Source organism: Intrasporangium sp. (assembly GCF_030452765.1).
Taxonomy (GTDB): Bacteria; Actinomycetota; Actinomycetes; order Actinomycetales; family Dermatophilaceae; genus Intrasporangium_A.
Genome location: NZ_JAKDLO010000050.1, coordinates 1 through 26025 on the forward strand (window position 1 = coordinate 1; position 26025 = coordinate 26025).

The window sequence follows — 26025 nt, forward strand, 5'->3', positions numbered from 1 at the left end:
GGGCCAGTGGCATGCTCACGGCTGTTGCGAACCGTGCTGGTCGACACGTGCGCATCCTAGGTGGCGATTGGCTGAGCCGCTGAGCGGAACTGCGGTGAGCGGCATACGGCATGCTGTTGACGAGCACGAGAAGTGTATTCGTGGTGAGTTGTCGTGGCTGTTGACCGTCGTAGGTCACGAAAACTGCACTCGTCGTGGCTTGTCGTGGCGCGAGTCCCCGCTCTCGATCGGCAGAAGCGCACTGTCGATCAGGAAAAGCGCACTGTCGATCAGGAAAAAGCGCACTGTCGATGGGGAAGCGGGCCGGCTCACGGTTCGACGGTGGCGTGATCGGCGAGGTAGCGCTCCACCCGCCGGTCGGGCACGAGCCACATCAGCGCCACGACCGTGTAGATCGCGATGCCGAGCCACGGGGCGAGCATCGAGCCGAGGATGCCGAGGAGATAGAGCACCGGGCTCGACTTGGCCTTGAGGTCACGGCCCAGAGCAGCGGCCAGCGCCCCGTCGCGCCCTTGGTTGCGTTCGATCGAGGACTGCAGGATCCAGTAGGCGACCGCGCAGAGCAGCAGGTTGACGCCATACGTGATGACGGGCGTCACGGCGAACGACTGCTCGTCCATCCAGGCCGTCGTGAAGGGCAGCAGCGACAGACAGAACAAGAGTCCGAGGTTGCTCCACAGGAGGCCGCCGGTGACGCGTTCGACGAGCTGGAACATGTGGTGGTGGTTGTTCCAGTAGATCCCGACGTAGACGAACGAGAGCAGGTACGTCAGCAGTCCCGTGGCCGAGGCCCCGAGGTCGTGCAGCGTCGGACCCTCCGGCACCCGCAGCTCCAGCACCATGATCGTGATGATGATCGCGAGCACGCCGTCGCTGAACGCCTCGAGTCGGCTGGTCTTCACAGCGTTTTAGTATGCCGAAGGGGTATGTCAGAAGTATGCAAGCACTCGAACACGCCCCCCGAGCCCCTTCGTCACGGCGGCGCCTCATCAGCGGGATCACGGCGCTCGTCGCGTTCGGGCTCTTCCTCATCCTCAACTTCTGGCCTGCCTGGTCGTCGCTGCCGTTCCTGACCAGCAGCATGACCTACAGCATCGGAGCGGTCGATCTTGCGCTCTGGTCGGTGATCGCCTTCAACGTCGCCTTCCTCTTCGCCGACGCGCCGGCTCTGCGCCTCACGGCACACCTGGTCATCGCGATGTTCACGATGTTCGCCTTGACGAGGCTGCTCCGTGACTTCCCGTTCGCCCTGTCCAGCGGGGTGTGGGCCGGCGTCGTGCACTGGATCCTCATCCTCGGAGTCGTGGTCGCCTTCCTCGCGATTCCCGTGACATGGTGGCACATGGTCACCCAGGGCTACGAAGGCCCGGGCGCTCCCCGCAGGCACAGGCGGCACCGGCACGCCTGAGACGCTGGGTCACGCCCGAGACGCTGGGTCACGCCCGAGACGCTGGGTCACGCCCGAGACGCCGTATGCCGCTCACCCTTCTCCCGGTCGAGTGTGCACTTCTCCCGGTCGAGTGTGCACTTCTCCCGGTCGAGTGTGCACTGTTGATGTCTGGGGTGCGCTGTGACTGTGCGCGTCAGCGCGACACGGTGACGACGAGCTGAGGCGCTGCCGTGCCGTCGAGCTCGTCGGCGAACTCGTCTGCGATGCGGTCGACGAGCGGCTGGAGGAAGAGGCGTCCGAGCTGGCGCACCATGATCGTGACGACCTGCTCACCGACGGTGTGGCGCGCCGAGACGAGGCCTGCGTCACGAAGCTCGTTGACCTGCTGGGCGGACAGCTCGCTGAGCCGACTCACCAGGTCGCCGCGCTCCCCGCTGCGGTCGAGGATGGCCCGGCGCAGGTAGTCGACGACCGCCGGACTGGCCGCGAGCATGTCCGCTACTGCGTGATCGCGGCCAGCCACGACGTCCCCGCCGGCAGCGCCGTCGATGGGCACCGACCGGATCGTGTCCGCGAACCGCTCGACGATCGCGAGTTCCACTGCCTCGCGCAGCGTCTCCTTCGTGCCGTAGTGGTGGACGATGAGCCCGACCGTGACCCCGGCAGCCGTGGCGACGGCGCGCAGCGGGGTCGCGTCGACGCCGTGCTCGGCGAAGAGGTCGAGGGCCGCGTTGCGGATACGGGCCTTCGCGGTGAGGTCGTCGCCACGGAGCGGTGCCGCCGGCGCGCGCTGTGCCATGTCGCCCTCCTCCTGTGCGCTCGGTGCTGTGTGTTCAGGGGTGCTGTGTTCAGGATGACCGCCACCAGGGGATCACCGTGACCAGGGATGACCATGACCAGGGATGACCATGACCAGTATTGCACAATCATGTTGGATGCTGTACAAATGTATAGGAATGGCAGTCGGAAAATCCACGGAGGAGCCCATGTCGAAACGGTCCGACGCGCCGCTCGGCGATGTCACGGTGGTATCGCTGGCCACCAACCTTCCCGGCCCAGTTGCGGCAGCGCGCCTGGCGTCGCTGGGTGCCTCGGTCACCAAGGTCGAGCCGCCTGCCGGGGACCAGCTCAAGGTGGTGGCGCCGAGCTGGTACGAAGAGCTCGTCGTCGGTCAGCACGTTGTCACCCTCGACCTCAAGGACCCGGTCGGCAGCTCGTCCTTGGCAGCCCTGATCGCGGATGCCGACGTGGTACTGACTGCGATGCGTCCCTCCGCCCTTGCCCGGCTCGGGCTGACCGAGATCGTCGAGCGGCACGGGGTCGTGCTCGTCGAGATCGTCGGATACGACGGTGATCGGGCCGACGAGGCCGGCCACGACCTGACCTACCAGGCGGTGCAGGGCACGGTCCATGCTCCGGAGCTGCCGCTCGTCCCGGTCGTCGATCTGCTGGGCGCCGAGCGTGCCGTCAATGCTGCCCTCGTCGGGCTCCGCCGGCGCGACCGCAGCGGGGCCGGCGCGCATTTGCGCGTCATCCTCGACGACCTGGCGTGGCATGCCTCGGCTGCGGTGCGGCACGGGCTGACCGGGCCGGGGACCGTGCTCGGTGGAGGCTTGCCGACCTACGGGATGTACGCCACAACCGACGGGTATGTCGCAGTCGCCGCACTCGAGCCGCACTTCGCCGAGCGCCTCACCGCCGCGGTCGGGCAGACGCGAGAGGAGCTCGCGGCCCGCTTCGCGACCAAGCCCAGCGCCCACTGGGAGTCCTTGGGGCGCTCGCTCGACATCCCGGTCGTCGCCGTGCACGAGCCGCGCACCGTCGCCGTGCACGAGCCGCGCACCGTCGCCGTGCACGAGCCGCGCACCGTCGCAGCGTCCGACGCCTGATCCCTCTCATGATCCCCCGGCCCCTGGACGCCAGATCCTCAAGCACCGCGCAGGGTGCGCAGCAGCCGGAGCAACAACCGCATCCGTGCGGCCCCCCAAGCCTGACTGTCACCTTCCCCACTCCCTCGCAAAGGAACCCGGCATGATCCGTGAAGCAGTGATCGTCGACGCCGTCCGCACCCCGGTCGGCAAGCGGCGTGGCCAGCTGCGCGACTGGCACCCCGTCGACCTGCTCGCGCACACCCTGTCAAACCTCGTCGAGCGCACCGGCATCGACCCGGCGCGTCTGTCCGACGTCATCGTCGGGTGCGCCATCCAGCGGGGTGAGCAGACCGGCAACGTCGCCCGCAACGCCCTGCTCGGCGCCGGCCTGCCGATAGGCCTGCCCGGCACGACCCTCGACCGCCAGTGCGGGTCGGGCCAGCAGGCCGTCCACTTCGCGGCGCAGGCGATCAAGTCCGGCGAGTACGACTTCGCCATCGGCGCCGGTGTCGAGTCGATGAGCCGCGTCGGCCTCGGCCCACTCTTCACCCCAGGCGCCGGCCCCGGCGAATGGTACGGCGAGCGGGCGCTGGCCCGGTTCGACGGCAACCTGCCCGCGCAGGGGCCCTCGGTCGAGCTTGTCGCGAAGAAGTGGGGCTTCACGAGGGAGGCCCTGGACGCCTTCAGTATCCGTAGCCACCGGCTGGCCGCGGCGGCGACCGACGCCGGTCGCTTCGCCTCGGGGCTCGTGCCGCTCGACGGCGTGGGCAAGGACGGCACGACCGTCCCGATGACCCGCGACGAGGGCATCCGCGCCGACGTCGATCCAGAGCGGGTCGCCGGCCTGCAGCCGGTGTTCTCACCCGAGGGCGTCATCACCGCCGGCAACGCCTCGCAGATGAGCGACGGTGCCGGGGCACTTCTCGTGGCGGAGCGGGCCGCGGCCGAGGCCGCAGGGCTCCGACCCAGGGCCAGGATCGTCTCGATGGCGGTCGCGGCCGACGACCCTGTCCTCCAGTTCACGGCGATCGTCCCGGCGAGCCAGCAGGCGCTCGACCGGGCCGGCCTGCGCGTCGCCGACATCGACCTCGTCGAGGTCAACGAGGCCTTCTCGCCGGTGCCGCTGCTGTGGCGCGAGGAGTTCGGCTACCCCGAGGACCAGCTCAACGTGAACGGCGGCTCCATCGCGGTCGGCCACCCGCTCGGCTCGACCGGCGCCCGGCTGCTGACCCAGCTCGTGAACGAGCTCGAGCGTCGTGAGGCCCGCTACGGACTGCTGACCATCTGCGAGGGCGGCGGGATGGCCAACGCGACGATCCTCGAACGACTCGTCTGAGGGGACCCGCTGTGCAGATCAGCAACCGTACGTTCCTCGTCACGGGCGGCGCCTCCGGTCTCGGCGGCGCGGCCACCGAGGCACTGCTCGAACGAGGCGCCCACGTCGTCGTCGCGGACCGTGCCGGTACCGCCGCCGCTGGGGCGGTGTTCGTCCAGACGGACGTCACCGACGCCGCCCAGGTGGCCCACGCCGTCGAGGTCGCGACCCAGCAGCCCGGCCCGCTCTGCGGTGTGGTCAGCTGCGCCGGCATCGGCGTGGCACAGAAGGTGCTCGGCAAGCAAGGCCCGCAGCCGCTAGAGGACTTCATGCGCGTGCTCAACGTCAACCTCGGTGGCACCTTCAACGTCCTGCGGCTCGCCGCCGCCGCGATGAGCACCTCCGAGCCCGGTCAGGGCGGCGAGCGCGGCGTCATCGTCAACATTGCGTCGGCTGCCGCGTTCGACGGCCAGATCGGGCAGGCCGCCTACGCGGCGTCCAAGGACGGGGTTGTCGCGATGGCCCTCCCGATCGCCCGTGAGCTGGCCCGGTACGGCATCCGCGTGACGACCATCGCCCCGGGCCTGTTCCTCACTCCGATGATGGGCGAGCTGTCCGAGGAGGTCCGGGCGTCCTTGGGCCAGCAGGTGCCCTTCCCGTCCCGGCTCGGCGACCCTGGCGAGTACGCCGCCCTCGTCGTCCACATCATCGAGAACCAAATGATCAACGGCGAGGTGATCCGCCTCGACGGAGCCCTGCGCATGACCGCACGCTGAAGGAGACCGCCATGTCATCCACCGCTATGTCATCGACCGCTATGTCATCGACCGCAACGAGCTCGGCTGGAACGACGACGAGCCCTACCAGAGGCGCCGTTGTCACCGGCTACCCGTCGACGATGGGTGACGACGTCCAGCTGAACACGACCACCCTGATCCGGCACACGGCGCGCACGCACCCCGAACGCGAGATCGTCTACCGCCGGCCCGACGGGGGATGGGATCGCTACACGTATGCCGCCGCCTACGACCGCGTTATCCGTGGCGCGAACGCCCTGAAGGGCCTGGGCGTGCAGCCGGGCGACCGCGTCGGCATCCTCGACTGGAACAGCCGCCGCCACTTCGAGCTCTATTGGGCCATCCCCGGGCTCGCCGCCGTCATGGTCCAGCTCAACCTGCGGCTCGGGCCCGACGACCTGTCCTTCGTCATCGAGGACAGCGGCACCTCGGTCATCTGCGTCGACGAGACCCTGCTGCCCGTCGCCGAGGCCGTCGCGCCCCGCCTGCCGGGCGTGCGGGCCTGGGTCGTCATGACCGACAAGCCGCTGTCCGAGATCGAGACCAGCCTGCCGGGAGTGCACCACTACGAGGACCTCCTCGCCGCCGCGAGCCCGCACCTCACGTGGCCCGAGGTCGACGAGCGCTCCGCGTACGGCGCCTGCTACACGACGGGCACGACGGGCCGGCCCAAGGGCGTCTACTACTCGCACCGTGCGATCTACCTGCACTCGTATGCCATCGCGACGAACATCGGGATGGTGCTCGAGGACTGCACGATGCTGATCACCCCGATGTTCCACGGCCAGGCGTGGGGCCTGCCGCAGGCAGCAACGTTGATGGCCAACAAGATCGTGCTGCCCGGCCGCTACCTGGCCGAGGACACCAAGCCGCTCACCGACGCGATCATCGCCGAGGGCGTCACCGTCACGAACGGCGCGCCGGCGATCTTCCTGCCCATGCTGCACTACCTCGAGACCCTGGACGAGAAGCCGGACCTGTCACGGCTGCGGATGATGTCCGGGGCGACCGAGCCCCCGCTGACGATGATGCGCGGCTTCCACGACCTGACCGGTGCCGAGATCGTGCACGCCTACGGCGCGACAGAGACGACCCCCCTCGTGACGATGAACCGGTTCAAGCCGAGTGTGCGAGAGCGGCTCACGGGTGACGCCCTCTTCGAGCTCAAGCGCAAGCAGGGACTCCCGGTCAGCGGCGTCGATGTCCGGCTCATCGACGCCCTGGGCAACGACGTGCCGTGGGACGGCACGACCCAGGGCGAGATCTGCGTTCGCGGGCCGTGGGTCACGGCGACCTACCACAACATGCCCGAGAGCGACCGGGCCGGCAGGTTCCACGACGGCTACTGGCGCAGTGGCGACGTCGGGACCATCGACGCCGACGGCTATCTCAAGGTCACCGACCGGCTCAAGGACGTCATCAAGAGCGGTGGCGAGTGGATCTCCTCGATCGACATGGAGAACCTGCTCCTTGGCCACCCGGACATCGCCGAGGCCGCGGTCGTCGGCCTGGCCCACCCGAAGTGGCAGGAGCGACCCTTCGTCCTCGTCGTCCCGAAGGCCGGTCACGAGGTCACCCTGGAGGACGTGCGCTCGCACCTGTCCACGGCATTCGCGTCCTGGCAGCTGCCGGACGCGATCGAGATCGTCACCGAGATCCCCCGCACGAGCGTCGGCAAGTTCGACAAGAAGCGGATCCGGGCCGAGCACGCGGGCAGCTACGGAGCGGAGCAGGTCGGATGATCCTGGACGACTACCGGTCACCGTGGCTGACCGAGGACCTCGAGGACCTTCGGCGGCTCGCGCGGACCTTCCTCGCCAAGGAGGTCGTGCCCAACCAGCGCCGGTGGGCCGAGCAGCACATGGTCGACCGCGACTTCTGGCGTGCCGCCGGGCGAGCCGGCCTGCTGTGCATCAGCATCCCCGAGGAGTACGGGGGAGGGGGCGGCACCTTCGCGCACGAGGCCGTCATCGCGGGCGAGCAGGCTCGCGTTGCCGACGACGCGTGGGCCAACAGCGTGCACAGCACGATCGTGGCCCACTACCTGGGGGCTTTCGGCACCGAGGAGCAGAAGCGGCGTTGGCTGCCGGGCATGGCCTCCGGTGACCTCGTGGGTGCCATCGCGATGACCGAGCCGACCACGGGCTCGGACCTGCAGCGGGTGCGCACACGCGCCATACGGGATGGCGACGACTACGTCCTCAACGGGTCGAAGACCTTCATCTCCAACGGAACCCACTGCGACGTGCTGATCGTCGTCGCGCGCACGAGTGACGAGCCCGGCGGCAAGGGCCTGTCCCTCATCGTGACCGAGACCGCGGACCTCGCGGGTTTCGAGCGCGGACGGGTGCTCGAGAAGGTCGGCATGCACGGTCAGGACACCCGCGAGCTGTCGTTCGTGGACATGCGCGTGCCGGTCCGCAACGTCCTCGGCGGCGTCGAGGGCCGCGGGTTCGTCCAGCTCATGGAGCAGCTGCCCCAGGAGCGGCTCATCATCGCGGTGTCGGCCGCTGCCGTGGCCGAGGCCGCGGTCCGCCAGACGATCGCCTACGCCAGGGAGCGCGAGGCCTTCGGGCAGGACCTGATGTCCTTCCAGAACACCCGCTTCGTCCTCGCGGAGTGCGCCGCCGACGCTCTCGCCGCCCGCACTCTCGTCGACAGCTGCATCACCCGGCACGTCGCCGGTGAGCTCGACGCCGCCGGCGCGTCGCTGGCGAAGTTCTGGTGCACCGACATCCAGAACAAGGTCGTCGACCGCTGCCTGCAGGTCTTCGGCGGCTATGGCTACATGATGGAGTACCCGATCGCGCGCATGTATGCCTCCTCCCGCGTGCAGAAGATCTACGGAGGCACGAACGAGATCATGAAGGAACTGGTGGCACGGTCCCTATGAGTCACCCCGAGACATCGGCCCGTGTGGCGTCGACACCCGAGACGCCGGCCCCTGTGGCGCCAGTACCTGTGCTCCTACCCGCGCAGGACATGCCGGTCGGGCAGGAGATCGACTGCGGCTCCTACGAGGTCACCGAGGACGAGATCCTCGCCTTCGCCTCGGCCTGGGATCCGCAGTACTTCCACGTCGATCGCGACGCGGCTACCCACAGCGCGTTCGGCGGGCTCATCGCGAGCGGGCTGCACACGGCTTCGGTCTTCCAGCGGCTTGCTGCGACTCGCGTCTACAACCGCTACGACGTCGTCGCCGGCAAGAGGATCGAGAACCTCCGGTTCCTCCGGCCGGTACGCGCAGGAGACGTGCTGGCCTGCACCGTTCTAGTCCGCAGCGTGAAGCCGGACGGGCGTGGGCGCTGCCTGGTCAGGATCCTCGGCACGCTGCGCGACCAGCACGACCGGCCGGTGCTCGAGCTCGAGGTGGACTCACTGGTCCGGTCCCGAGACCAGCCCTGACCCCCGGCTCCAGACCCGAGACCCCTGACCCGAGACCCCTGACCCGAGACCCGAGACCTCGAGAGCCGGCTCAGGGGTCACCGGCGCGCAGTCGCTCGACGAGTCGGCGCATGCGCAGCAGCAGGGCAGCGGACGGTATGACCCGCCCGGAGCGGTAGGTCGACATCCGCGAGGCAGACGTCCCGATCCGGTCCGCGAACGCGGCGAGGGTGAGCCCGGACTGCCGGACGAGCTCGTCGACCTCGCCCGCCACGGCGGTGCGTTCGCCCCCCTCGGTCGCGGACCGGGCGCCGGACCACTCGTGCCACCGTGGGTCGAGCCGCCTGTAGGCGCTCAGCTGCTTCGTGACCCGCCGGTCCCGCGGACGCGGGTCGGCCAGACGCTGGACCAGCGCGGTGAGCACGGAGTCCGGCGCCCCGCTCCGGTCGCGGTAGTAGTCGTCGATGCGTGCCAGAACGCCGACTGCCCCGGGCGGACCCCACCCGCTCGGCCAGGGCGACCGTGTCGAGGTAGTCCCGGGTCGCGTTGCGTTGGACGACGAGGTAGGCCTTGACGCGGAGCATCTCGTCGAGGGTCGGCACGGCCACCGACCCGTCGTCCGGGACCGGGTGCACCTCCGTCTCGAGGGGGCGGGTCCGACGCGGCTGTCGCAGGCCGGCCTCGATGCCGTCAAGCGACCCGAGCAGGGTCAGCGGAGGCGTGCTCGCCCGGATGCTCGTGGCCCAGCCGTCCGACGCCTCGAGCGCCTCGAGAACCTCCGCATACCGCTCGGCCAGGTCGGGCAGCACGTGACATGGACGAAGGACACGCGATGGTGGGCGTGAACGGCCGCTGCCGTACCGCCGACGAGGACGGCGTCGGGGACGAGCTCTTGCAACCTGGCCGCCGACCGGAGTACACGGTCGAGCTCGGCATGTTCCGGGCCACGTGGGTGGACATATCATTTCCGATATGGACGCGGTTCCGGGGGACGAGCACGGCGCCCGGCCCGCCTATGCTCCGTCAATGGGTATCGATGAAGGCCTCGACCACAGGCTCACCCTGACGGCGGTCGTCTCGCGGCCTCCCGCGCAGCCGGTCCGGTTGCCCTACCGGCAAGGGGCGGCAGACCAGTGACCGGCACACCCGAGCCGACGGTGCACGGTGCGGTGCGACCAGCAGCAGAGCGCCCGTGGCCGCCGCCGAACCCGCCGGTCGACCTGCCCGAGCCGCCCGTCGAGCCGGTGCTGCTGACGGTCCACGTCTCGCTGCGCCACACCGACCCGGAGGTGTGGCGACGCCTCACGATCCCCGGCGAGCTCGACCTCGGCCGGGTCCACGACGCGATCCAGCAGGCCATGGGCTGGCAGGAATGTCACCTGCACCGCTTCAGCCTCAGCGAGAACCCGTACGACATGCCCCACTTCGTCACGGAGTTCGACATCGAGGAGCAGGACGACGAGGGCACGCTCGAGACCGAGGCCCGGCTCGACCAGATCCTCCGCAGGCCCGGCGACACCCTCACCTACGAGTACGACTTCGGTGACTCGTGGACCCACACCCTCACCCTCGAAGCCATCGGCCCGATGCCGGACCCGTCCCGGCCCGGTGACCCGGCCGCCTCGGGAGCGAGCCGACCCGGGGAGTCCGGCTCAGCGGCATACCCCCTCGTCTGTGTCGCGGGGGAGCGGGCGTGCCCACCCGAGGACGTCGGCGGAGTCGACGGGTACGAGGAGATGGCGGCGTGGGTGCGCAGCCGCTACGACCCAGCGCAGCAGCCCGACCGGGGCGTCCCCGCCGAGGACCTGCGCGGCTGGCTGCCGGACGGCTGGGACCCCGACCACTTCGACATCGACGAGGCCAACGCCGCCCTCGCCCGACTCGCGCCGCGCGACACGGACACCGCGCTGGCACTCCTGCCGCGCGAGCTCGTCGAGGTCGTCACCACGCTGTCGACGCCGGCCCGCTTCGACCTCGACGACTGGCTCGCGGTGCCCGGCTGGGGCACACCGCCGACCTTCACCCCGGACGAGGCTGCCGCCCTGAGCACGCCGTTCCGAGTGATGCTCGAGGCCGTCGGCGACGGGCTGAACCTCACCACCGCGGGCTACCTGCCGCCCCGGGTCGTGGTGACGATCTGCGAGGCCCTCGACCCGGACCACGAGTGGTATGGCATGGGCAACCGCGAGAACCAGATGTGGCCCGTGCTCGACCTGCGCAAGGGCGCCACCCGCCTCGGGCTCATCCGCAAGGCCAAGGGCCGCCTGACGCCGACCACGACGGGACGGAAGATCCGTGATGACCCGCAGCGGCTGCTCGCCCACGTCGTGGGCCGCCTGACCTCTGGCCTCAACGGGTTCGACCGGCTGGCAACGCTGCTCGCGCTCGTTGCGGCGGCGGGGGGCCGATGGGAACGCGACTTCAGGGCGCGTGGTCCGGTCATGGAGTCCGTGTGCGAGGTGCTCGCGATCCGCGGTTGGCATCGCCAGGACTACGGCGGGCTCCAGACAGCCGACGTGTGGCACGCGACGGCGGACACCTTCGGTCTGCTAGAGGAGATGCTACGTGCCGTCGGGAACCGGGGTGGTGAGGCGGACCTGGCGGCCCGGGTGGCCAGGGCTGCGCTGGGTGCGATCGACTGAGCGAAGGTGCTGGCCGGGGCGGTCCGGCTACGGCTGTGCGTGCTTGTGGTCGCCGGGCCAACCACAACCACGCACAAGCAGCCACGCACAGCCCCGGGACCGACGAGGCGATGCCCGTCAGTCGAGGCCGAAGGGCAGGCCCGTGTTCGCTCGGTCGCGAAGGCCGAGGATGCTCGACCGGTTCGAGCTGACGAGCAAGTCGGCCGCGCCGAGGATGGGGTTGCCGGTGGTGTACATGCTCGTGTCGACGGCGTTGAGGAAGACCTGTGCGCGGTTGGTGGGGCTGCCCTTGACACCGAAGAAGTCCATCAGCTCGCGCACCGTCATCGAGGCATCCTCGGTGCCGACGAGGCGGTTGCCGCGGGCGACGACCCAGGTGACCGCGGCCGCAGCAGTCTCGGCACGACTCGCCCGCCTGAAGATGGCCGGATCCCCGGCAGCCGCGCGAGCCAGGAACCGCCGGGCTGCCGTGCGCAACTCGACGCCGAACGACTGGTCGGCAAAGGCGTCGACGAGGGACTGGACCTCCCGGACCCGGTCATGGGTGTCGGTCGGCACATCCGACAGGTCGAGCTCCTCGTCGGGCAGGGGCCTGTCGTCAAGTGCCTCGAGGGCCGCTTGGCCGCCGACATGGCGGGCGAGGCTCTCCAGCAGCGTGGTCCCGAAGAGGTCCTCGGTCGAGTCGTCCTCGAACGCCGAACCGTCTCGGTCCTGCCTGCCCTCCCCGATGACCACGACGCCCAAGTCGTCCCACATCTCGGTGAGGTCCTCGTAGTCGACGAGCGCCTGGCGTAGCGCCAGCGCCTGGGGAGACTGTGCCACCTCGAGGTAGTCGGGCAGCTCGGCACGGGCGGCCCGCAGGAGTGCGGCGCGCTCCTTGCCCGTCCGCCCGGCCCTGGGCGCCGCCCACCTCAGGTAGGCCTCGAGGACGGGTCCGAACCGCTGGGCGGTCTGCGGGTCGGGCAATACGGTCGAGGGCAGGTACTCGCCCAGGAACACGATGACGCGCTCCGGGTCCCAGTCGAGCGGGTCTCGCATGCCCAGCTGCCACCCGAACTCGACCACCGCCATGATCGTCGCCTCGTCGTGGACCTCCTCGATGTCGAAGCCGATCGCAGCTGCCTCGTCGGACGCCGCGAACTCCTCGGCGACATCGTCGGGGTCCACGTCGGCGGCCAGCCAGCCGCGCGGGAGATCGGAGAAGTCAGGCAGCGAGGTCGTGGAGGGATGTGGTGTGCCGCCTGCCGGCATGAGGGTGATCAGCCACTCGACGAGGGGCCGTCCCGCGGGCCACGTCTCGTTCTCGTCGTCGACAGGGCGGCCCGCCCCGTTGACGAGACCCTGTTCGATCGTGGCCCGGGTGGTGGCCAGGTCCATCGGGTGGAAGGTCATCGCCGCGCCCCCGGGTGCGTTCTCCCGCATCCGTGCGTCGAGGTCGGCCAGCCGCATCGGCGTCGGGAAGGCATCCTTGACGCCGCGACCGAGGCCTTCGTCATAGACGACATAGGTGGCCAGGTCGCCGCCCGGCCACCGGTGCTCGACGAGGAAGTTCTGGCCCGGCTCGCCCGGGTAGCCGATCCGCGCGGCCTCGGTGACCGTCGTCTCCGACAGGTCTGCCAGCCATCGAGGCATCGGCTGTCGACGCCGCTCGAGAGTGCTGGCGATGCGGGCGCGCATGACATCGGTCGGGGCGAACGCCGCGAGCACGTGCAGAGCCGCGGTCGTCTCGGCGAGGTCGATGTCGATGAAAGAGTCGACCAGGTCGTCGAGGGCGACCGCGGAGTGGTCCGGGAAACCGTGCCGACCATCCGTGGCGGCGACGAGCGAGGAGACGAAGGCGAGCAGGCCCATCGGGTCCTCGTCCCGCATATGGGTCCGCAGCTCCTGCATGAGCGGCTGCAGCTCCGCCTCGACCTCGACCCGTTGCTGCGCCTCGTCGCTGCTCACGACCCGCAGCCGTGCATCGCCACGCTTGCGCCTGTTCCCTCTCTTGCCCATCGCCCCATCCTCCCATCCCGTGGTCGTGACCTCCGACCCGAGCCGAGCCGTCGACCGGGCACCACGTCCCTGTCGACAGGGCACCAAGTCCATGTCGAGAGGGCACCGAGTCCTCAGGGGGGTGGCGGCCACTCGTGCCGGACGGCGGGTCACGAGCGAAAGCCGTGGGAGCGGCATACCCTCGGGAGCGGCGCAGCAAACCGCACGGCCAGGTGCGTCCTAGACCGAGAGGAGCGTGTACGTGAGCGCCGACTTCGCACCAACTCCGCGTTTCGTCGACGGGGGGATCTCCTACTGGTGGCGCGATCTCGGCGAGCCGGCGTGCCGCGCACCGCTGGCGGGTGATACCGACGCGGACGTCGCGATCGTCGGTGCCGGCTACACCGGGCTGTGGACCGCCTACTACCTCAAGGCGCACCAGCCCGACCTACGAATCGTCATGCTGGAGAAGGAGTTCGCCGGCTTCGGCGCCTCCGGGCGCAACGGCGGGTGGCTGAGTGCCGAGCCGCCGGGACAGCTCGGCCGCTACGCCCGGGCACATGGGCGGGAGTCGGCGGTCCGGCTGCAGCGCGCAATGTTCCACACCGTCGACGAGGTGATCGCGGTGGCCGGCCGCGAGGGCATCGACGCGCACATCGTCAAGGACGGCTACCTCCAGGTCGCCACGAACCCGGCCCAGCAGCGCCGCTTGGCCGAGCACGTGCCGCACCTGCGCGCCCACGGCTGGGCCCCCGAGGACCTCCAGCTCATCGACGCAGCCGAGCTCGGCGAGCGCGTCAGGATCCCCGGCGCAAGCGGCGCGCTCTTCAGCCGCCACTGCGCGCGCATCCACCCGGCACGGCTGGCCCGGGGTCTTGCGGAGGTCGTCGAGCGTTCCGGTGTGACGATCGCCGAGGAGACGACGGTGACGCAGGTCCTCCCCGGGCAGGCGGTCACCGACCACGGCACCGTGCGCGCGCAGTTCGTGCTGCGGGCGCTCGAAGGGTTCACCTCTGGGCTCGAGGGGCATCGACGAGAGTGGCTGCCGATGGCGAGCAGCATGGTCGTGACCGAGCCGTTCCCGAGCGCGGTGTGGAACGAAATCGGCTGGCGTGGGGCGGAACTGCTCTCCGACGAGGCGCACGCGTTCGCCTACGTGCAGCAGACGCGGGACGGCCGGATCGCCCTCGGCGGCCGGGCCGTGCCCTATCGCTACGGCTCACAGCGGGACGCGCGCGGGGAGACGCTCGGCAATACGGTCGAGCAACTGCGCGAGGTGCTCGGCAGGCTCTTCCCGGCTGCCCGCGGGGTCGGCATCGACCACGGCTGGTCCGGCGTGCTCGGGGTGCCGCGCGACTGGTGCGCGACGGTCGCCGTGGACGCCGCGACCGGCCTCGGGCACGCCGGCGGCTACGTCGGTCACGGCGTCGCCTCGACCAACCTCGCCGGCCGCACCCTCGCCGACCTCGTCCTGCGGCGCGACTCCGACCTGGTGACCCTGCCGTGGGTGGGTCGCACCGTGCGACGTTGGGAGCCGGAACCGTTGCGGTGGTTGGGTGTTCGTGGGCTCTACGCTGCTTATCGCATGGCCGACCGCCAGGAGCGCGGGAGTGCGTCCTCGCGCACGTCACCCGTTGCGCATGTCGCTGACCGCATCTCGGGGCGCGCGGGATAGGCCGGTATGCCGCTGAGCCGGGGCTCGCGTGCACCTGGCCTCCCCGCCCCGGCAGCCATGCTTGACTGAGCCTTGATCCACCGACGCTGGGTCGAGGCCGGCCCGGGCCTGCTCGGTTTGGTGGACGCTGGGGGAGGCGAGCGAGAAACTGTGGGGGTGCGGGCAGAGGGGCTCGTGGGGCGTGAGGTCGAGCCTGCCTTGGCTGCGGCGGTGGTCCGCGGGCTCAGGGAGGGACGGGCGTGTGCCTTGGTGATCGAGGGGGAGGCGGGGATCGGCAAGACCCGGTTCGTCCAGGGGATCGTCGACCAGGTGCGCACGGGTGACGTGACCGTCCTCTATGGACAGGCCCATCCGTTTGAGCGCACTCGTCCGTTCGGGCTGGTCGCCGGTGCCCTGGGTCTGAACCGGCGCTCCGCGGACCCACGTCGCGCTGCCATCGGTGGGTTGCTGAGTGGGCATGGCCCGGCAGATGCAGCGCCGACCTCCGGCGACATCCACTTCCGGGTCATCGACGAGATCGTCGACCTCCTCGAGTCGTGGTGCGCCGAACGGCCAGTGGTGCTCGTGGCCGAGGACATCCACTGGGCCGATGTCGCCAGCCTGTCGACGATCTCCTCGCTCGTGCGCCGCCTGCCCCTCGCCGCCCTGCTTGTCATCGTGACGACCCGACCCTCACCCCGGTTGGCCGAGGTGGCCCGGTTGCTCGATGACTTGGAGGCCGGCGGCGCGCAGACTCTGCACCTGCAGCCGCTGACATCCGAGGGCCTGTCCTCGTTGGCCACCCTGGTGCTCGGTGCACCGCCGGGCCCAGATCTGGCCGCCATGTTGGCCAAGGCAGGTGGGAACCCCCTGTGGGCCACGGCCATCCTCCGTTCGCTGTCGGATGAAGGGATGCTCTACCGGACCGAGGGCAGGATCGAGGCGACAACCCCCGAGCTGCCGACCTCAGTGCGCGAACTGGTGGTTCGTCGTCTGCGACAGCTGCCTGAGGCGACGCTCGAGCTGCTGGAGGTCACGGCGGTGCTCGGCGACGCCGTCTCGCTTCGGGATGTCGCCGCCGTGTCAGGTCACCCGAAGGGCGAGGTCGTCCGGGGGCTTCGCGACGCCTTTGATGCGCAGCTTCTCGACGGGGCGGGCGACAGGGTCGTCTTCCGCCACCAGGTCGTGCACGACGCGATCTACCAGCACCTGCCGGCTGCGGCACGTCGCCTGCTCCACCGGGAGGCCGCAGCGGCGCTGGTCGCGGCAGGCGCGGATCGGCTGGACGTCGCGGATCACCTGCTGCTCGGGGCGGAGCGGGGGGACCAGCAGGCGATCACCTGGTTGCGTGATGCCGCTCGCGAGGCATCCTCGCGTGCGCCGCTGGTCAGCGTCGACCTCGTTCGTCATGCCGAGGCTTTGCTGCCGCGGGGTCACCGCGACGCCGACCTGGTCGCGTGCGAGATGGTGCAGGCGCTGCTGCGCGCGGGGATCGTGGCCGAGGCGTCAGGCCGAGCGGAAGCGTTGCTCGCCCGGCAGCACCCCGACGAGGTGGACACCCCGTTGCGCCTGGCGCTCGTCGGTGCGCTCGCCCTGCAGAACCGGGCTGCCGAGCTCGTCGCCGTGGCTCAGGGCAGCCTCGCCTCGGCACGGTTGCGGCCCTCCGACGAGATGCTCGTCCTGGCCCAGGAGAGCTGGGCGCTGACCTACTCGGGCGACCCTGTCGCGGGCGAGGCGGTGGCCAATCGGGCGCTCGACATCGCGGGACAGGCAGGCGAGGCGGCGATGGAGGTCTGGCCCCTGACCGCCTTGCTCGTGGCTGTGGGCCGTCAAGGTCGCTACGGGGAGGCGCTGGGACACGCGCAACGGGCCGCAGACCTCGCCAGCAGGTCGCCAGACCTGCGCACGCGCCCCTTGCAACCGAGGTTCTTCCTCGGTCTCGCGCTGTTCGACTGCGATCTCGTCAACGAGGCCCGAATCGCGTATCGCGAGTCTCTCCGAGACGAGTTCGGGTCTGGGTGGTGGCTCTCCGACACGTTGACGGCCGACGCCGAGGTCTCGTTTGCCGTCGGCGAGTGGGATGACGCGGTCCTGGGCCTCATCGCCGGCGGCCAGGCCGCACAGGAGAAGGGCAACCAGCTCTTGGTGACACAGTCGCTGGCCTACCGGACCATCATCGCGACCGCGGTCGGAGACCGCCGAGCTGCGTCGGAACTCGTCGTTCAGCTCACGCGAGAGCTCGAGAACGACCAGCTCAGCTACAACGCGGGGATCCTGGCGGCGGCCGTCGCCGGAGTGCGCGAGGCCGAGGGAGACGCCGAGGGCGCGTACGGCGTGCTGCTCCGGTGCTGGCGGTTCGACGTGGCCCGGGAGAACCGCTACTACCACCGTTGGCTCGCCCCCGACCTCGTGAGGCTGGCCCTGCTGCTGGGACACCGGGACGTCGCAGCGGAGGTGACCGGCGCGGCGCAGGCTGCTGCTGGGCTCGCGCCGCAGGTGCGGACGGTGCGCAGCGTCGCGCTGCGCTGCCAAGGCCTCCTCGACGCCACTGTCGAGCCGATGATCGAGGCGGTCGAGCTGGCCCGGCAGGTACCGCTGGTAGTGCTGCACACCGGCGCCTGTGAGGACGCGGCAGCGGTGCTCGCCCGGGGTGGGCGCGCGGACGAGGCGGCGGCTCTGCTCGGTGAGGCGCTGGAACGCCATGAGCGGGCTGGCGCCGATGCGTGGGCGGCGCGGGTCCGGGCGCTCCTGCGGAGCCTTGGTGTCCATCCTGGTCAGCGTGGCTCGAGGCAACGGCCCACGAGTGGCTGGGAGAGCCTCACCGAGACGGAGCGCACGGTGTCCCTGCTCGTGGCCGAAGGGCTGACGAATGGTGCGGTCGCGAGACGGATGTTCATCTCTCCCTACACCGTGAACACCCATCTGCGACACGTGTTCGGCAAGCTCGGTATCTCGAACCGGGTCGCGCTTGCGACGGTCGCGCATCGCTCGATCGAGTGATGTCTTCTCCTCCCGTCGCGCGCAGGATCGGTCGCAGGCAGTCTGCCGCGCCTACCCGTCCTCGAGGAGAAGACCATGGCCGAACATCCGAACGTTGCGCTTATCAGGCGGGGGTATGCAGCCTTCGCCACGGGGGACCTCGCGACCCTCGACGACCTGCTCGCTGAAGACCTCGTCTGGCACGAGCCCGGTCGGAACCTCCTGTCCGGCGACTACCGCGGACGGGACTCCGTCTTCGGGCTCTTCGGCAAGGTCGGCGAAGTCACGCAGGGAACGTTCCGTCTCGAAGTGGGTGAGGTCTACGCCGACGACGAGCACGGCATCGCCGTAGTGACCGTCTCGACCACCCGGGACGGCCGCTTCGTCGAGCACACCCACGCGAATCTCTTCCGGCTGCGCGACGGCAAGGTGGTCGAGTACTGGGTCGTCGCCGACGACCAGGACGCCGCCGACGAGCTCATCGGCTGACGCGCCGCACACGATCAGGAGCAATGACATGGAGCGCATGTGGGAACCTCCTGGCCCGGGGCCGTGGGAGCTGGAGTCGACGCACTTCCAACGGCCGGTGTGCCCGACCATGCGGGCTGCCTTCGCCAGCGGTCTGGTACGCGGCTTCAGCGAAGGAACGGCCAGGTACGGGCTGCTGCTGGATCACCTCGCGCCAGGCTTCGTCAACGACTTCCTCTACATGCAGCCGGTCCCGTTCGGAGCCCCGTCCGGGCCCGCGAAGCCGCCACCGAAGGCAGTGCTGTGGCTGCTGCTGCGGCTGCACCCCAAGCTAAGCGCCCGGACCAGGACCGCCGAACGGGCCTTCGCCGACCGGTTGTGGCGCAGGGACCTCGCTGAATGGGACGAGGTCGACAAGCCCGCCGCGATCGCCAAGCACCGCGCCATCCAGAGCATCGACGTCACCGCGCTGTCAGGCACCGAGCTGGCCAAGCACGTGCTCGAGTGCGGTGAGCATGTCACCGCGATGGTCTACCAGCACCACAAGTACACGGTCACGGCGCTCGCGGCCACCGGCGACCTCCTCGCCGGGGCCACCGGGTGGACGGGCGCGTCGGCTGGTGAGCTGCTCGGTCTGCTGCGCGGCACGTCGGCCGTCTCCAACGGGTTCGCCGTCGAGGAGCTCGACCTCGCCGGCAAGCAGATCGCCGCGAGCGACACCGCCCGGGACACGCTCAGCTCGGGGAGCCCGGCCCGGACTGTCCTCGCCGCGCTTCGGGCCGACCCGGACGCGGGGGAGGCGGTCACCACGTACCTCGACACCGTGCGTTACCGTTCCGTCGGCTACGACGTCGGCGACCAGAACGCCGGCGAGCTGCCTGACATGCTCGTAGGTGTTCTCAAGGCGGCGGCGGCGGGCTCGTCGGCCGTGGCCGATGACGGCACAACGCTCGCGGGGATCCGCGCCCGAGTACCCGCGCAGCACCAGGCCGACTTCGACGACCGCCTCGCTGACGCGCGCCTCGTGAACCGGCTGCGTGACGAGCGCGGGGTGTACTCCGACGGCTGGGCCACGGGGCTCGCGCGTCGTGCCCTGCTCGAAGCCGGTGCACGCCTCACCGCGCAGGGGAAGCTGGCCGCGGCCGACCACGCTGCAGATCTCGCGCCGACCGAGTGTGCCGCCCTGCTCCGTGGCCGGCCCGGCCCGAGCAGCGAGGAGGTCGCCGAGCGGTATGCCTGGCGCACCACGAAGACGACTGCGGACGCGCCTGCCTCCGTCGGCGCCGTGCCCTCCCCTCCGCCGCCGACGAGTCTGCTGCCGCGAGCCGCTCGTCGGGGCGCGCTCGCCCTGGATGCGATGCTGGGCAAACCTGTACGAGGTCTCGGAGCGCCCGAACACGCAGACGGTGCTGCACGGCCTGACCGTCAACTCGGGCTTCTACGAGGGCACCGCGCGAGTCGTCCTCGAGGCCGCCGACTTCGGACGGATCGAGCAGGGTGATGTCCTGGTCACTCGGATGACCTCGCCGTACTTCAACGTCGTCCTGCCGCTGCTCGGCGCGATCGTCACCGACCGCGGTGGGCAGCTCAGCCATGCTGCGATCGTCGCGCGCGAGTACGGCATCCCCGGTGTCGTCGGCACCCGAGACGCGACCATGACGATTCCGGATGGTGTGCGGGTGCGCGTCGACGGGACGACCGGCGAGGTCCGACTCCTGTCATGAGTGCCGACCGACGCGAGGACCCGACCGAGCGCCAGCGAGGCGGGTCTCACGCTCTGCGTGGGAGGCCCGGAGGGGTGGGAAGAGGCGCGACCAAGGGCATGAGCGCGATCGTGCCTCTGGCCGAGGCGCTCGACCCGGGTGACTACGGCGGCAAGGCCGTGCAGCTCGGCGTCGCGATCCGGTGTGGGCTACCGGTGCCGCCGGGGTGCGCGGTATCCGTCGCGGGGGTGGCGGCAATCGCGGCCGGCGACGGTAACCCGGTCGCCGAGCTCGTCAGCCTGCTCGGGGCCGACGCCGTGGTCGCGGTGCGCTCGAGCGCCGTGGGGGAGGACTCCGGCGTGGCCAGCTTCGCCGGTGCCCACCTGAGCGTGCTCGGAGTGCGGGGGATCGATGGGGTGGCCGGCGCGGTGCGAGATGTGCACGCGTCCGGCCAGGCTGCGGGCGCGCTCGCCTACCGCGACCGGATGGCCCTGGCCGAGGCCGCCGACATGGCCGTCGTCGTGCAGTGCCTCGTAGACGCCACCGTCGCCGGTGTCATGTTCACGCGCAACCCGGTCTCCGGGGCGGACGAGCTCGTGATCGAGGCGAGCTGGGGCCTGGGTGAGGCCGTGGTCTCCGGGCTGGTCACGCCGGACCACTTCGTCCTCGACCGGGGCGGGAACCTGCGCGGATCGCAGCCGGGCGAGAAGGACGTGGCGCTTCACTACGGACCTTGGGGGGTGCAGGAGCAGCCTGTACCCGCGGACCTCGTCGAGCGGCTGTGCCTGGACGCTGCCGAGCTGGGCCGGCTCTACCGGTTGGCGCTCTCATGTGACACGGCGTTCGGCTCCCGCGAGCACGACATCGAGTTCGCATTCTGTGGCGCCGCACTGTCCCTGCTGCAGCGACGGCCGATCACCCGTGGCTGAACGGGGGATGGGACGCCGACTCGTCGCAGCCCTGCTGGCGGCCTCGCTGATGCCACTGAACTCCACCATGATCGCGGTGGCCGTGTCCGACATCGCGGCCGGGATCGGGTACGGCTCGGGCGAGGTCACGCAGGCCCTGGTCGCGACCTACCTCGTCGCGGCGATCGCGCTGCAGGGCCCCGGGGGCGCGTTGGGCGATCGGCTCGGGCACTGGCGGGTACTGGCTTTCGGTGAGGTGGGCATCGCCGCCGGAGCCGTGCTCGGGTTCTTGTCGGGCTCGCTGCTGCTCCTCGCCGTCTCCCGGGCGTTGATGGCCGCCGGGGGCGCCTTGGTGGTGCCGGCCACGCTCGCGCTGATCCGGGTCGAGCTGCCCGTCGCGCCTTCGGTGCCTTCGGCGCCACCATGTCCCTCGCCGCGGGGGCCGGGCCGATCGTGGGTGGCGAGCTGGTCCGCGTCTTCGGCTGGTCGAGTGTCTTCCTCGCGAACCTGCCGGTGCTCGCCGTGTCAGCGCTCCTGGCCATCGGGGCGCCCCGGCCCGCTCGACCGAGACCGGTTGGGGATGTGCGCTTCGACCGGGTCGGCACGATGCTGCTGACGGCCGGGTTGATCGCGCTCGTCACGGGCGTGGAGGACTCCTTCGGCGGCGGCCCGCTCGTTGTCGGGCTGGCGGTGGTCCTGCTCCTCTCCTTCGTGCTGTGGGAGCGGCGGGCCCCGGACCCGGTCATCGCGTTCTCGCTGTTCCGGTCGCGGACCTACACGGCCGGGACCCTGTTGATCGCGTTGCAGAACCTGGTGATGGTCGCCCTCCTGTTCGAGATCCCGATGCTTCTCGACGCGTTGTTCTCGCTGGATGCCGAGGGCACCGGACAGCTGCTGGCGTTCATGATGCTGACCATGGTGACCAGCTCGCTGGCGGCCGGCTGGCTCACCGACCGCCTCGGCTCCCGTCCCGTGGCCGTGACCGGCACGCTCGCCTGCATCGTGGCCATCGCGCTCATGCGGGTGAACGCGTTGAGCATCCCCGGCGATCTGCGCGTGCCGCTGGCGCTGCTCGGTCTCGGCCTCGGGCTGGCAACCCCGGCCGCCCAGAGCGCCGCCCTGGCCGGGGTCGCCGGCCGGATGAGCGGTATGGCCGCCGGGGTGGGCTCGACGGTCCGCTACCTGGGCGGGATCGTGGGTGTGGCGCTGCTCGTCCGGGTTGTCGACCCCGCGGTGGCGCCGGCTCAGCTGCTGCACGACCACCGCACGATCCTTACCGTCTGCCTCGGCGTGCTCGTGGCGGGGTTCCTCTGCGCCGTGCTCCTTGTCCAGCCGTCGATGCCCCTCCGGGGAATGCGTCGTCGCCTCAAGGCGGTTCGGGCTGACGGCACCACCGTCTCGTCCACTTGAAGTCGGCCCCAGCCGGGTCAGACTGAGCCCCGGACGCACGAGACCGGGGTCGCCCCAGTGATCCTCGACCTCGCCGGCGCCGACCGGCTGGCACCCGGCGAGGTCCTCGTGACCGCCGATACGACCCCGGCCGGGACCCCACTGTTCAGTCGCGCCGCGACTGATGCACCACGATGCGACGGCCGCGACGCGACGGCCAGGTTCGTGCATGGGCCCGCTGAGCGGCATACACCCCAAAGGGTTTCGCTCCAAGGGTTTTCGCTGAAACGGGGCATATCACGTGATCAAGCGATGTCTTCGCCGGCGAGCAAGCGCACGATCGAATCGCCTGCGCAACCGCGCATGCACAAGGGACCAAGGAGGCGGCCGTGGACAACGCGACAACGATGCGAAGCACCTACGAGCGGATCAATGCAGGAGACATCGCCGGGTTCGGTGACCTGATGGCGGACGACTTCGTCGAGCACGAGGGCGGGCCCGGCTTCCCGCTGACGAAGCAGGGGACGCTGGAGTACTTCCGGGTCCTCCTGACGGCGTTCCCGGACTTCCGGATGGACGTCGAGGACGTGATCGCGGGAGGGGACAAGGCCGTCGCTCGCATCAAGCTGGCCGGCACGCACCAAGCCGAGTTCATGGGAATCCCGGCGACCGGCAAGGCGGTGGACATCGGGCTCATCGACATCATGCGGTTCGATCAAGCCGGTCTGGTCGCCGAGCACTGGGGTGTCGCCGACCAGCTGTCCTTCATGCAGCAGCTTGGCGTCGTGCCCGCCGGGGCTCCGGCGTGACCGTCTGCGTTCATCCTGTCCGGATCTGGTCGCAAACCTGAGGAGGAGCCCATGCCACAGCGTCGTACCGCGTCATCGCTCCTCGATCCCCCACGGCGAGCCGTACCCCAGCGGCTTGTCGGCCGCGAGCAGGTCGAGGAACGGCACGGCGTCGAACGCCTCCGGCCCCAGCACCCCGAACCCCGACCACCTGCCGCCTGACAGCAGCTCGAGCGCGACGACGGGATTGAGGGCGGTCTGCCACACGACGCACTGGGCGCCGTACTCGGCCATCGTCGCCTCGTTGTCGGCGACGTGGTGGAGGTAGCTGCTCCGCGGCTGACCGTCGCGGCCGCCCCCGTCACCCACACCCCCGCGCAGGTCTTTCCGGTCATCCGCGGCCCGATCGTCGCCGGGTCGGGCGGCACGCCGCGACGACGCGCGCGGCGACACCCCGACCCCCCGACGCGCACCGGGTCGGTGCGGTCGAGCCGCAACGTGTTGAGCGTCCGCAGCACACCGATGAACTCGTCGCCGAGGCCGTACTTGAGGGGGACCCGCCGCGCGTCGATCCAGCGCGGCATCGGCAGCACCTCCTCGTGCTGGGCGTTGACGCACTCGACCGGCCCGATCCCCTCGGGGAACTCGAACACCTCCGGCTCGCTGAACGGCTTGGTCGTGAACCAGCCGCGCCCCTGCTCCCACACGACCGGTGGGTTGAGGCACTCCTCGATCGTCGTCCAGATCGAGAAGCTCGGCGCGAACAGGTCGGACAGTCCCCGCTCGACGCCGACCCCCACGAGGGCGAGGCGCCCCTCCGCCTCCCAGCGTGCCGCCTGCGCCGCGACGAACCGCTCGGGACGGATTGAGGTATGCCGCTCACTGACGTCGCGTACGGCCCGTTCGGCGCCTCGAGGTCGTGGTCGGCCACGACCCACCGATCGAAGAAGCCGCGCTCGGCGGCGATCTTCGCCGCCGCCGAACCCACCCCCCGGCCCCGATCATGAGGACCCTCACGCCGCGACCTTCTTGTTGCGCCGCGAGGAGATGACCTGTCCCGCAATGACGACGGTGAGGGCAACGAGGAACATCAGGGTGCCGATGACGTTGATCTGCACGGGTGTCCCGCGCTGGGCGGCACCCCAGACATACATCGGGAAGGTGATCGAGCTCGGGCTCGCCTGGAAGTTGGTGATGATGTAGTCATCGAACGACAGGGAGAACGCGAGCAGGGCGCCGGCGGCGATGCCGGGTGCCGCGAGCGGCAGGGTGACGCGTAGGAACGTCTGCAGCGGTGTGGCCCCGAGGTCTGCGGCGGCCTCCTCGAGGCGCGGGTCGAGTGAGGCGACTCGTGCCTTGACGGCGACCACGACGAAGCTGAGACAGAACATGATGTGGGCGATCAGGATCGCGCCCTGGCCCGACGGGACGCCCATCATGACGAAGAGGGTGAGCAGGCTCGAGCCCATGACGACCTCGGGGGTGGCCATCGGCATGAAGATGAGCAGGTTCGTCGCGGCGCGCCCCCGGAAGCGGTGTCGCCCGAGCGCGAACGCCACGAGGGTGCCCAGGATCGTCGCGATGATCGAGGCGGTGATGCCGATCTTGAGGCTGAGCCCGAGCGACGAGCAGATGCCGGGCGTCCCGCAGATGTTGGTCCACGCCTGTGTCGAGAACGAGTTCCACTCGTAGTTGAACCGGCCACTCGGGTTGTTGAAGGAGAAGACGGCGACGACGACGTTGGGTACGAGCATGTAGACCAGCACCGCGAGCGCCGCGAGGGCGAGCAGGTGGCGTCTGATCCAGACGAGTGCCGCAGACATGTCAGAGCAGCTCCTCGGTACCGGCCTTGCGGACATAGATCCCGACCATGCCGATGATGATGATGAGCAGGACGAAGGACAGCGCCGCCGCGAGCGGGTAGTCGAGCACGCGCAGGAACAGGCTGTCGATGACCTGGCCGATCATCGTCGTCTGGGTGCTGCCGAGCAGCTTGGAGTTGATGTAGTCGCCTGCGGCCGGGATGAACGTCAGCAGGGTGCCGGCGACGACACCGGGCAGGGACAGCGGCCACGTCACGTGCCGGAAGGCCTGAGCGGGGGTGGCATAGAGGTCCGAGGCCGCCTCGACGAGGCGAGGGTCGAGGCGTTCGAGACTGGTGTAGAGGGGCAGGATCATGAACGGCAGGAAGTTGTAGGTCAGGCCCATGATCACGGCGAACGGCGTGGCCGTCAGCGTCGTCGACTCGACGAGCCCGACCGAGCGGAGCAGCGCGGTCAGGCCCGTGTTGTCGAAGAACGTCGTGATGATGCTTCCCGGTGCCAGGATCGTCTGCCAGGCCAGCGTCCGGATCAGGAAGCTGGTGAAGAAGGGCGCGATGACCAGGACGAGCATGACGTTCTTCCAGCGGCCTGCCTTCTGCGCGATGAAGTAGGCGAGCGGGTAGCCGAGCAGGAGGGCCAGCGCCGTGGCTGCGGCGGCGTAGCCGAGCGAGCGGAGCAGCTGCGGCCAGTACTCCGTCAGGGCAGTGCCGTAGATCCCGATGTTGCCGGTGAAGACGAAGCCCTCGTCGACACTGCCCTCCTGCAGCGACTGCGAGGCGAGCGTGACCATCGGCAGGACGAAGAAGACGAACAGCCAGAGCACACCGGGTAGCAGCAGGGCGTACGGCACCCAGTTGCGCCGCGCCCGGTTGCGCGCCACCGACCGTTGCGCTGTCGGCGGAGCTGCCGCCGACTTGGTCACCGTCGCGTCAGCCAT

Annotated in this window: 22 protein-coding genes and 3 pseudogenes; 18 read left to right on the forward strand and 7 right to left on the reverse strand. The window is 70.2% G+C overall.

Translation table 11 applies throughout. The features are described 5' to 3' along the window. Positions 1 to 308: 308 nt before the first annotated feature. A complete protein-coding gene (locus tag L0H79_RS08410) occupies positions 309 to 902 on the reverse strand; it encodes a TMEM175 family protein (RefSeq protein ID WP_301484147.1) in 594 nt (197 codons plus the stop codon). Between the two features lie 35 nt (positions 903 to 937). Between L0H79_RS08410 and L0H79_RS08415 the strand changes: the two genes are divergently transcribed. Continuing rightward, on the forward strand, positions 938 to 1408 hold the full coding sequence (locus tag L0H79_RS08415) for a hypothetical protein (protein ID WP_301484148.1): 471 nt from the start codon (positions 938 to 940) through the stop codon (positions 1406 to 1408). A gap of 175 nt (positions 1409 to 1583) precedes the next feature. Here L0H79_RS08415 and L0H79_RS08420 read toward each other — a convergent pair whose 3' ends face one another. After that, the gene (locus L0H79_RS08420; RefSeq protein WP_301484149.1) at positions 1584 to 2189 is read right to left on the reverse strand and encodes a TetR/AcrR family transcriptional regulator; all 606 of its coding nucleotides are present in this window, start codon (positions 2187 to 2189) and stop codon (positions 1584 to 1586) included. Positions 2190 to 2376: 187 nt separating this feature from the next. Here L0H79_RS08420 and L0H79_RS08425 point away from each other — a divergent pair, with 187 nt between their 5' ends. From L0H79_RS08425 to L0H79_RS08450, 6 genes are all read left to right on the forward strand, one after another. Continuing rightward, complete coding sequence (locus L0H79_RS08425) at positions 2377 to 3279, forward strand: CoA transferase (RefSeq protein WP_301484150.1); 903 nt, start codon at positions 2377 to 2379, stop codon at positions 3277 to 3279. Positions 3280 to 3421: 142 nt separating this feature from the next. Further along, complete coding sequence (locus tag L0H79_RS08430) at positions 3422 to 4597, forward strand: acetyl-CoA C-acyltransferase (RefSeq protein ID WP_367652447.1); 1176 nt, start codon at positions 3422 to 3424, stop codon at positions 4595 to 4597. Between the two features lie 11 nt (positions 4598 to 4608). Then, a complete protein-coding gene (locus L0H79_RS08435) occupies positions 4609 to 5352 on the forward strand; it encodes an SDR family NAD(P)-dependent oxidoreductase (RefSeq protein ID WP_301484151.1) in 744 nt (247 codons plus the stop codon). Positions 5353 to 5474: 122 nt separating this feature from the next. Then, positions 5475 to 7115, forward strand: a complete 1641-nt coding sequence (locus L0H79_RS08440; RefSeq protein ID WP_301484152.1) for a long-chain-fatty-acid--CoA ligase — start codon at positions 5475 to 5477, stop codon at positions 7113 to 7115. Beyond that, positions 7112 to 8266 (forward strand): acyl-CoA dehydrogenase family protein, encoded by a 1155-nt coding sequence (locus L0H79_RS08445; protein WP_301484153.1) that lies wholly within the window; start codon positions 7112 to 7114, stop codon positions 8264 to 8266. The genes L0H79_RS08440 and L0H79_RS08445 overlap by 4 nt, the downstream gene beginning before the upstream one ends. 53 nt (positions 8267 to 8319) lie before the next feature. After that, positions 8320 to 8778 carry a MaoC/PaaZ C-terminal domain-containing protein gene (locus L0H79_RS08450; RefSeq protein ID WP_301484154.1) on the forward strand — a complete coding sequence of 153 codons (459 nt, stop codon included), beginning with the start codon at positions 8320 to 8322 and terminating at the stop codon, positions 8776 to 8778. Between the two features lie 70 nt (positions 8779 to 8848). On the opposite strand, the gene L0H79_RS08455 is transcribed toward L0H79_RS08450, so the two are convergent. Then, complete coding sequence (locus tag L0H79_RS08455; protein WP_301484155.1) at positions 8849 to 9181, reverse strand: helix-turn-helix transcriptional regulator; 333 nt, start codon at positions 9179 to 9181, stop codon at positions 8849 to 8851. A gap of 260 nt (positions 9182 to 9441) precedes the next feature. Between L0H79_RS08455 and L0H79_RS08460 the strand changes: the two genes are divergently transcribed. Further along, positions 9442 to 9570 carry a hypothetical protein gene (locus tag L0H79_RS08460; protein WP_301484156.1) on the forward strand — a complete coding sequence of 43 codons (129 nt, stop codon included), beginning with the start codon at positions 9442 to 9444 and terminating at the stop codon, positions 9568 to 9570. A gap of 320 nt (positions 9571 to 9890) precedes the next feature. After that, the gene (locus tag L0H79_RS08465) at positions 9891 to 11399 is read left to right on the forward strand and encodes a plasmid pRiA4b ORF-3 family protein (RefSeq protein ID WP_301484157.1); all 1509 of its coding nucleotides are present in this window, start codon (positions 9891 to 9893) and stop codon (positions 11397 to 11399) included. Positions 11400 to 11516: 117 nt separating this feature from the next. Here L0H79_RS08465 and L0H79_RS08470 read toward each other — a convergent pair whose 3' ends face one another. Next, positions 11517 to 13397: a DUF6398 domain-containing protein gene (locus tag L0H79_RS08470; RefSeq protein ID WP_301484158.1), complete on the reverse strand. Its 1881-nt coding sequence runs from the start codon at positions 13395 to 13397 to the stop codon at positions 11517 to 11519. Between the two features lie 241 nt (positions 13398 to 13638). Between L0H79_RS08470 and L0H79_RS08475 the strand changes: the two genes are divergently transcribed. From L0H79_RS08475 to L0H79_RS08510, 9 genes and pseudogenes are all read left to right on the forward strand, one after another. Beyond that, positions 13639 to 15051, forward strand: a complete 1413-nt coding sequence (locus tag L0H79_RS08475) for an FAD-binding oxidoreductase (protein ID WP_301484159.1) — start codon at positions 13639 to 13641, stop codon at positions 15049 to 15051. A 72-nt stretch (positions 15052 to 15123) separates the two neighbouring features. Continuing rightward, the gene (locus tag L0H79_RS08480) at positions 15124 to 18030 is read left to right on the forward strand and encodes a LuxR family transcriptional regulator (protein ID WP_301484160.1); all 2907 of its coding nucleotides are present in this window, start codon (positions 15124 to 15126) and stop codon (positions 18028 to 18030) included. 75 nt (positions 18031 to 18105) lie between these two features. After that, positions 18106 to 18498: a nuclear transport factor 2 family protein gene (locus L0H79_RS08485; RefSeq protein ID WP_301484161.1), complete on the forward strand. Its 393-nt coding sequence runs from the start codon at positions 18106 to 18108 to the stop codon at positions 18496 to 18498. Positions 18499 to 18526: 28 nt separating this feature from the next. Beyond that, a complete protein-coding gene (locus L0H79_RS08490) occupies positions 18527 to 19978 on the forward strand; it encodes a hypothetical protein (RefSeq protein ID WP_301484162.1) in 1452 nt (483 codons plus the stop codon). 16 nt (positions 19979 to 19994) lie between these two features. Continuing rightward, entirely contained in the window at positions 19995 to 20201 is a 207-nt protein-coding gene (locus L0H79_RS08495) for a PEP-utilizing enzyme (RefSeq protein ID WP_301484163.1), read from the forward strand. 98 nt (positions 20202 to 20299) lie between these two features. Next, a complete protein-coding gene (locus L0H79_RS08500; protein WP_301484164.1) occupies positions 20300 to 21109 on the forward strand; it encodes a PEP/pyruvate-binding domain-containing protein in 810 nt (269 codons plus the stop codon). A gap of 7 nt (positions 21110 to 21116) precedes the next feature. Further along, positions 21117 to 21458, forward strand: a pseudogene (locus L0H79_RS22190) (MFS transporter); the annotation flags it as partial. Positions 21459 to 21490: 32 nt separating this feature from the next. Next, positions 21491 to 22498: pseudogene (locus L0H79_RS08505) on the forward strand (MFS transporter); the annotation flags it as partial. Positions 22499 to 22866: 368 nt separating this feature from the next. Further along, entirely contained in the window at positions 22867 to 23286 is a 420-nt protein-coding gene (locus tag L0H79_RS08510) for an ester cyclase (RefSeq protein ID WP_301484165.1), read from the forward strand. A gap of 72 nt (positions 23287 to 23358) precedes the next feature. Here the strand turns inward: L0H79_RS08510 and L0H79_RS08515 are convergent. From L0H79_RS08515 to L0H79_RS08525, 3 genes and pseudogenes are all read right to left on the reverse strand, one after another. Beyond that, positions 23359 to 24282: pseudogene (locus L0H79_RS08515) on the reverse strand (saccharopine dehydrogenase family protein). Further along, the gene (locus L0H79_RS08520; protein ID WP_301484166.1) at positions 24279 to 25088 is read right to left on the reverse strand and encodes an ABC transporter permease; all 810 of its coding nucleotides are present in this window, start codon (positions 25086 to 25088) and stop codon (positions 24279 to 24281) included. The pseudogene L0H79_RS08515 and the gene L0H79_RS08520 overlap by 4 nt, the downstream one beginning before the upstream one ends. Position 25089: 1 nt before the next feature. Beyond that, positions 25090 to 26025, reverse strand: a 936-nt coding sequence (locus L0H79_RS08525; protein WP_301484167.1) for an ABC transporter permease, incomplete at its 5' end; no start/stop codon positions are given.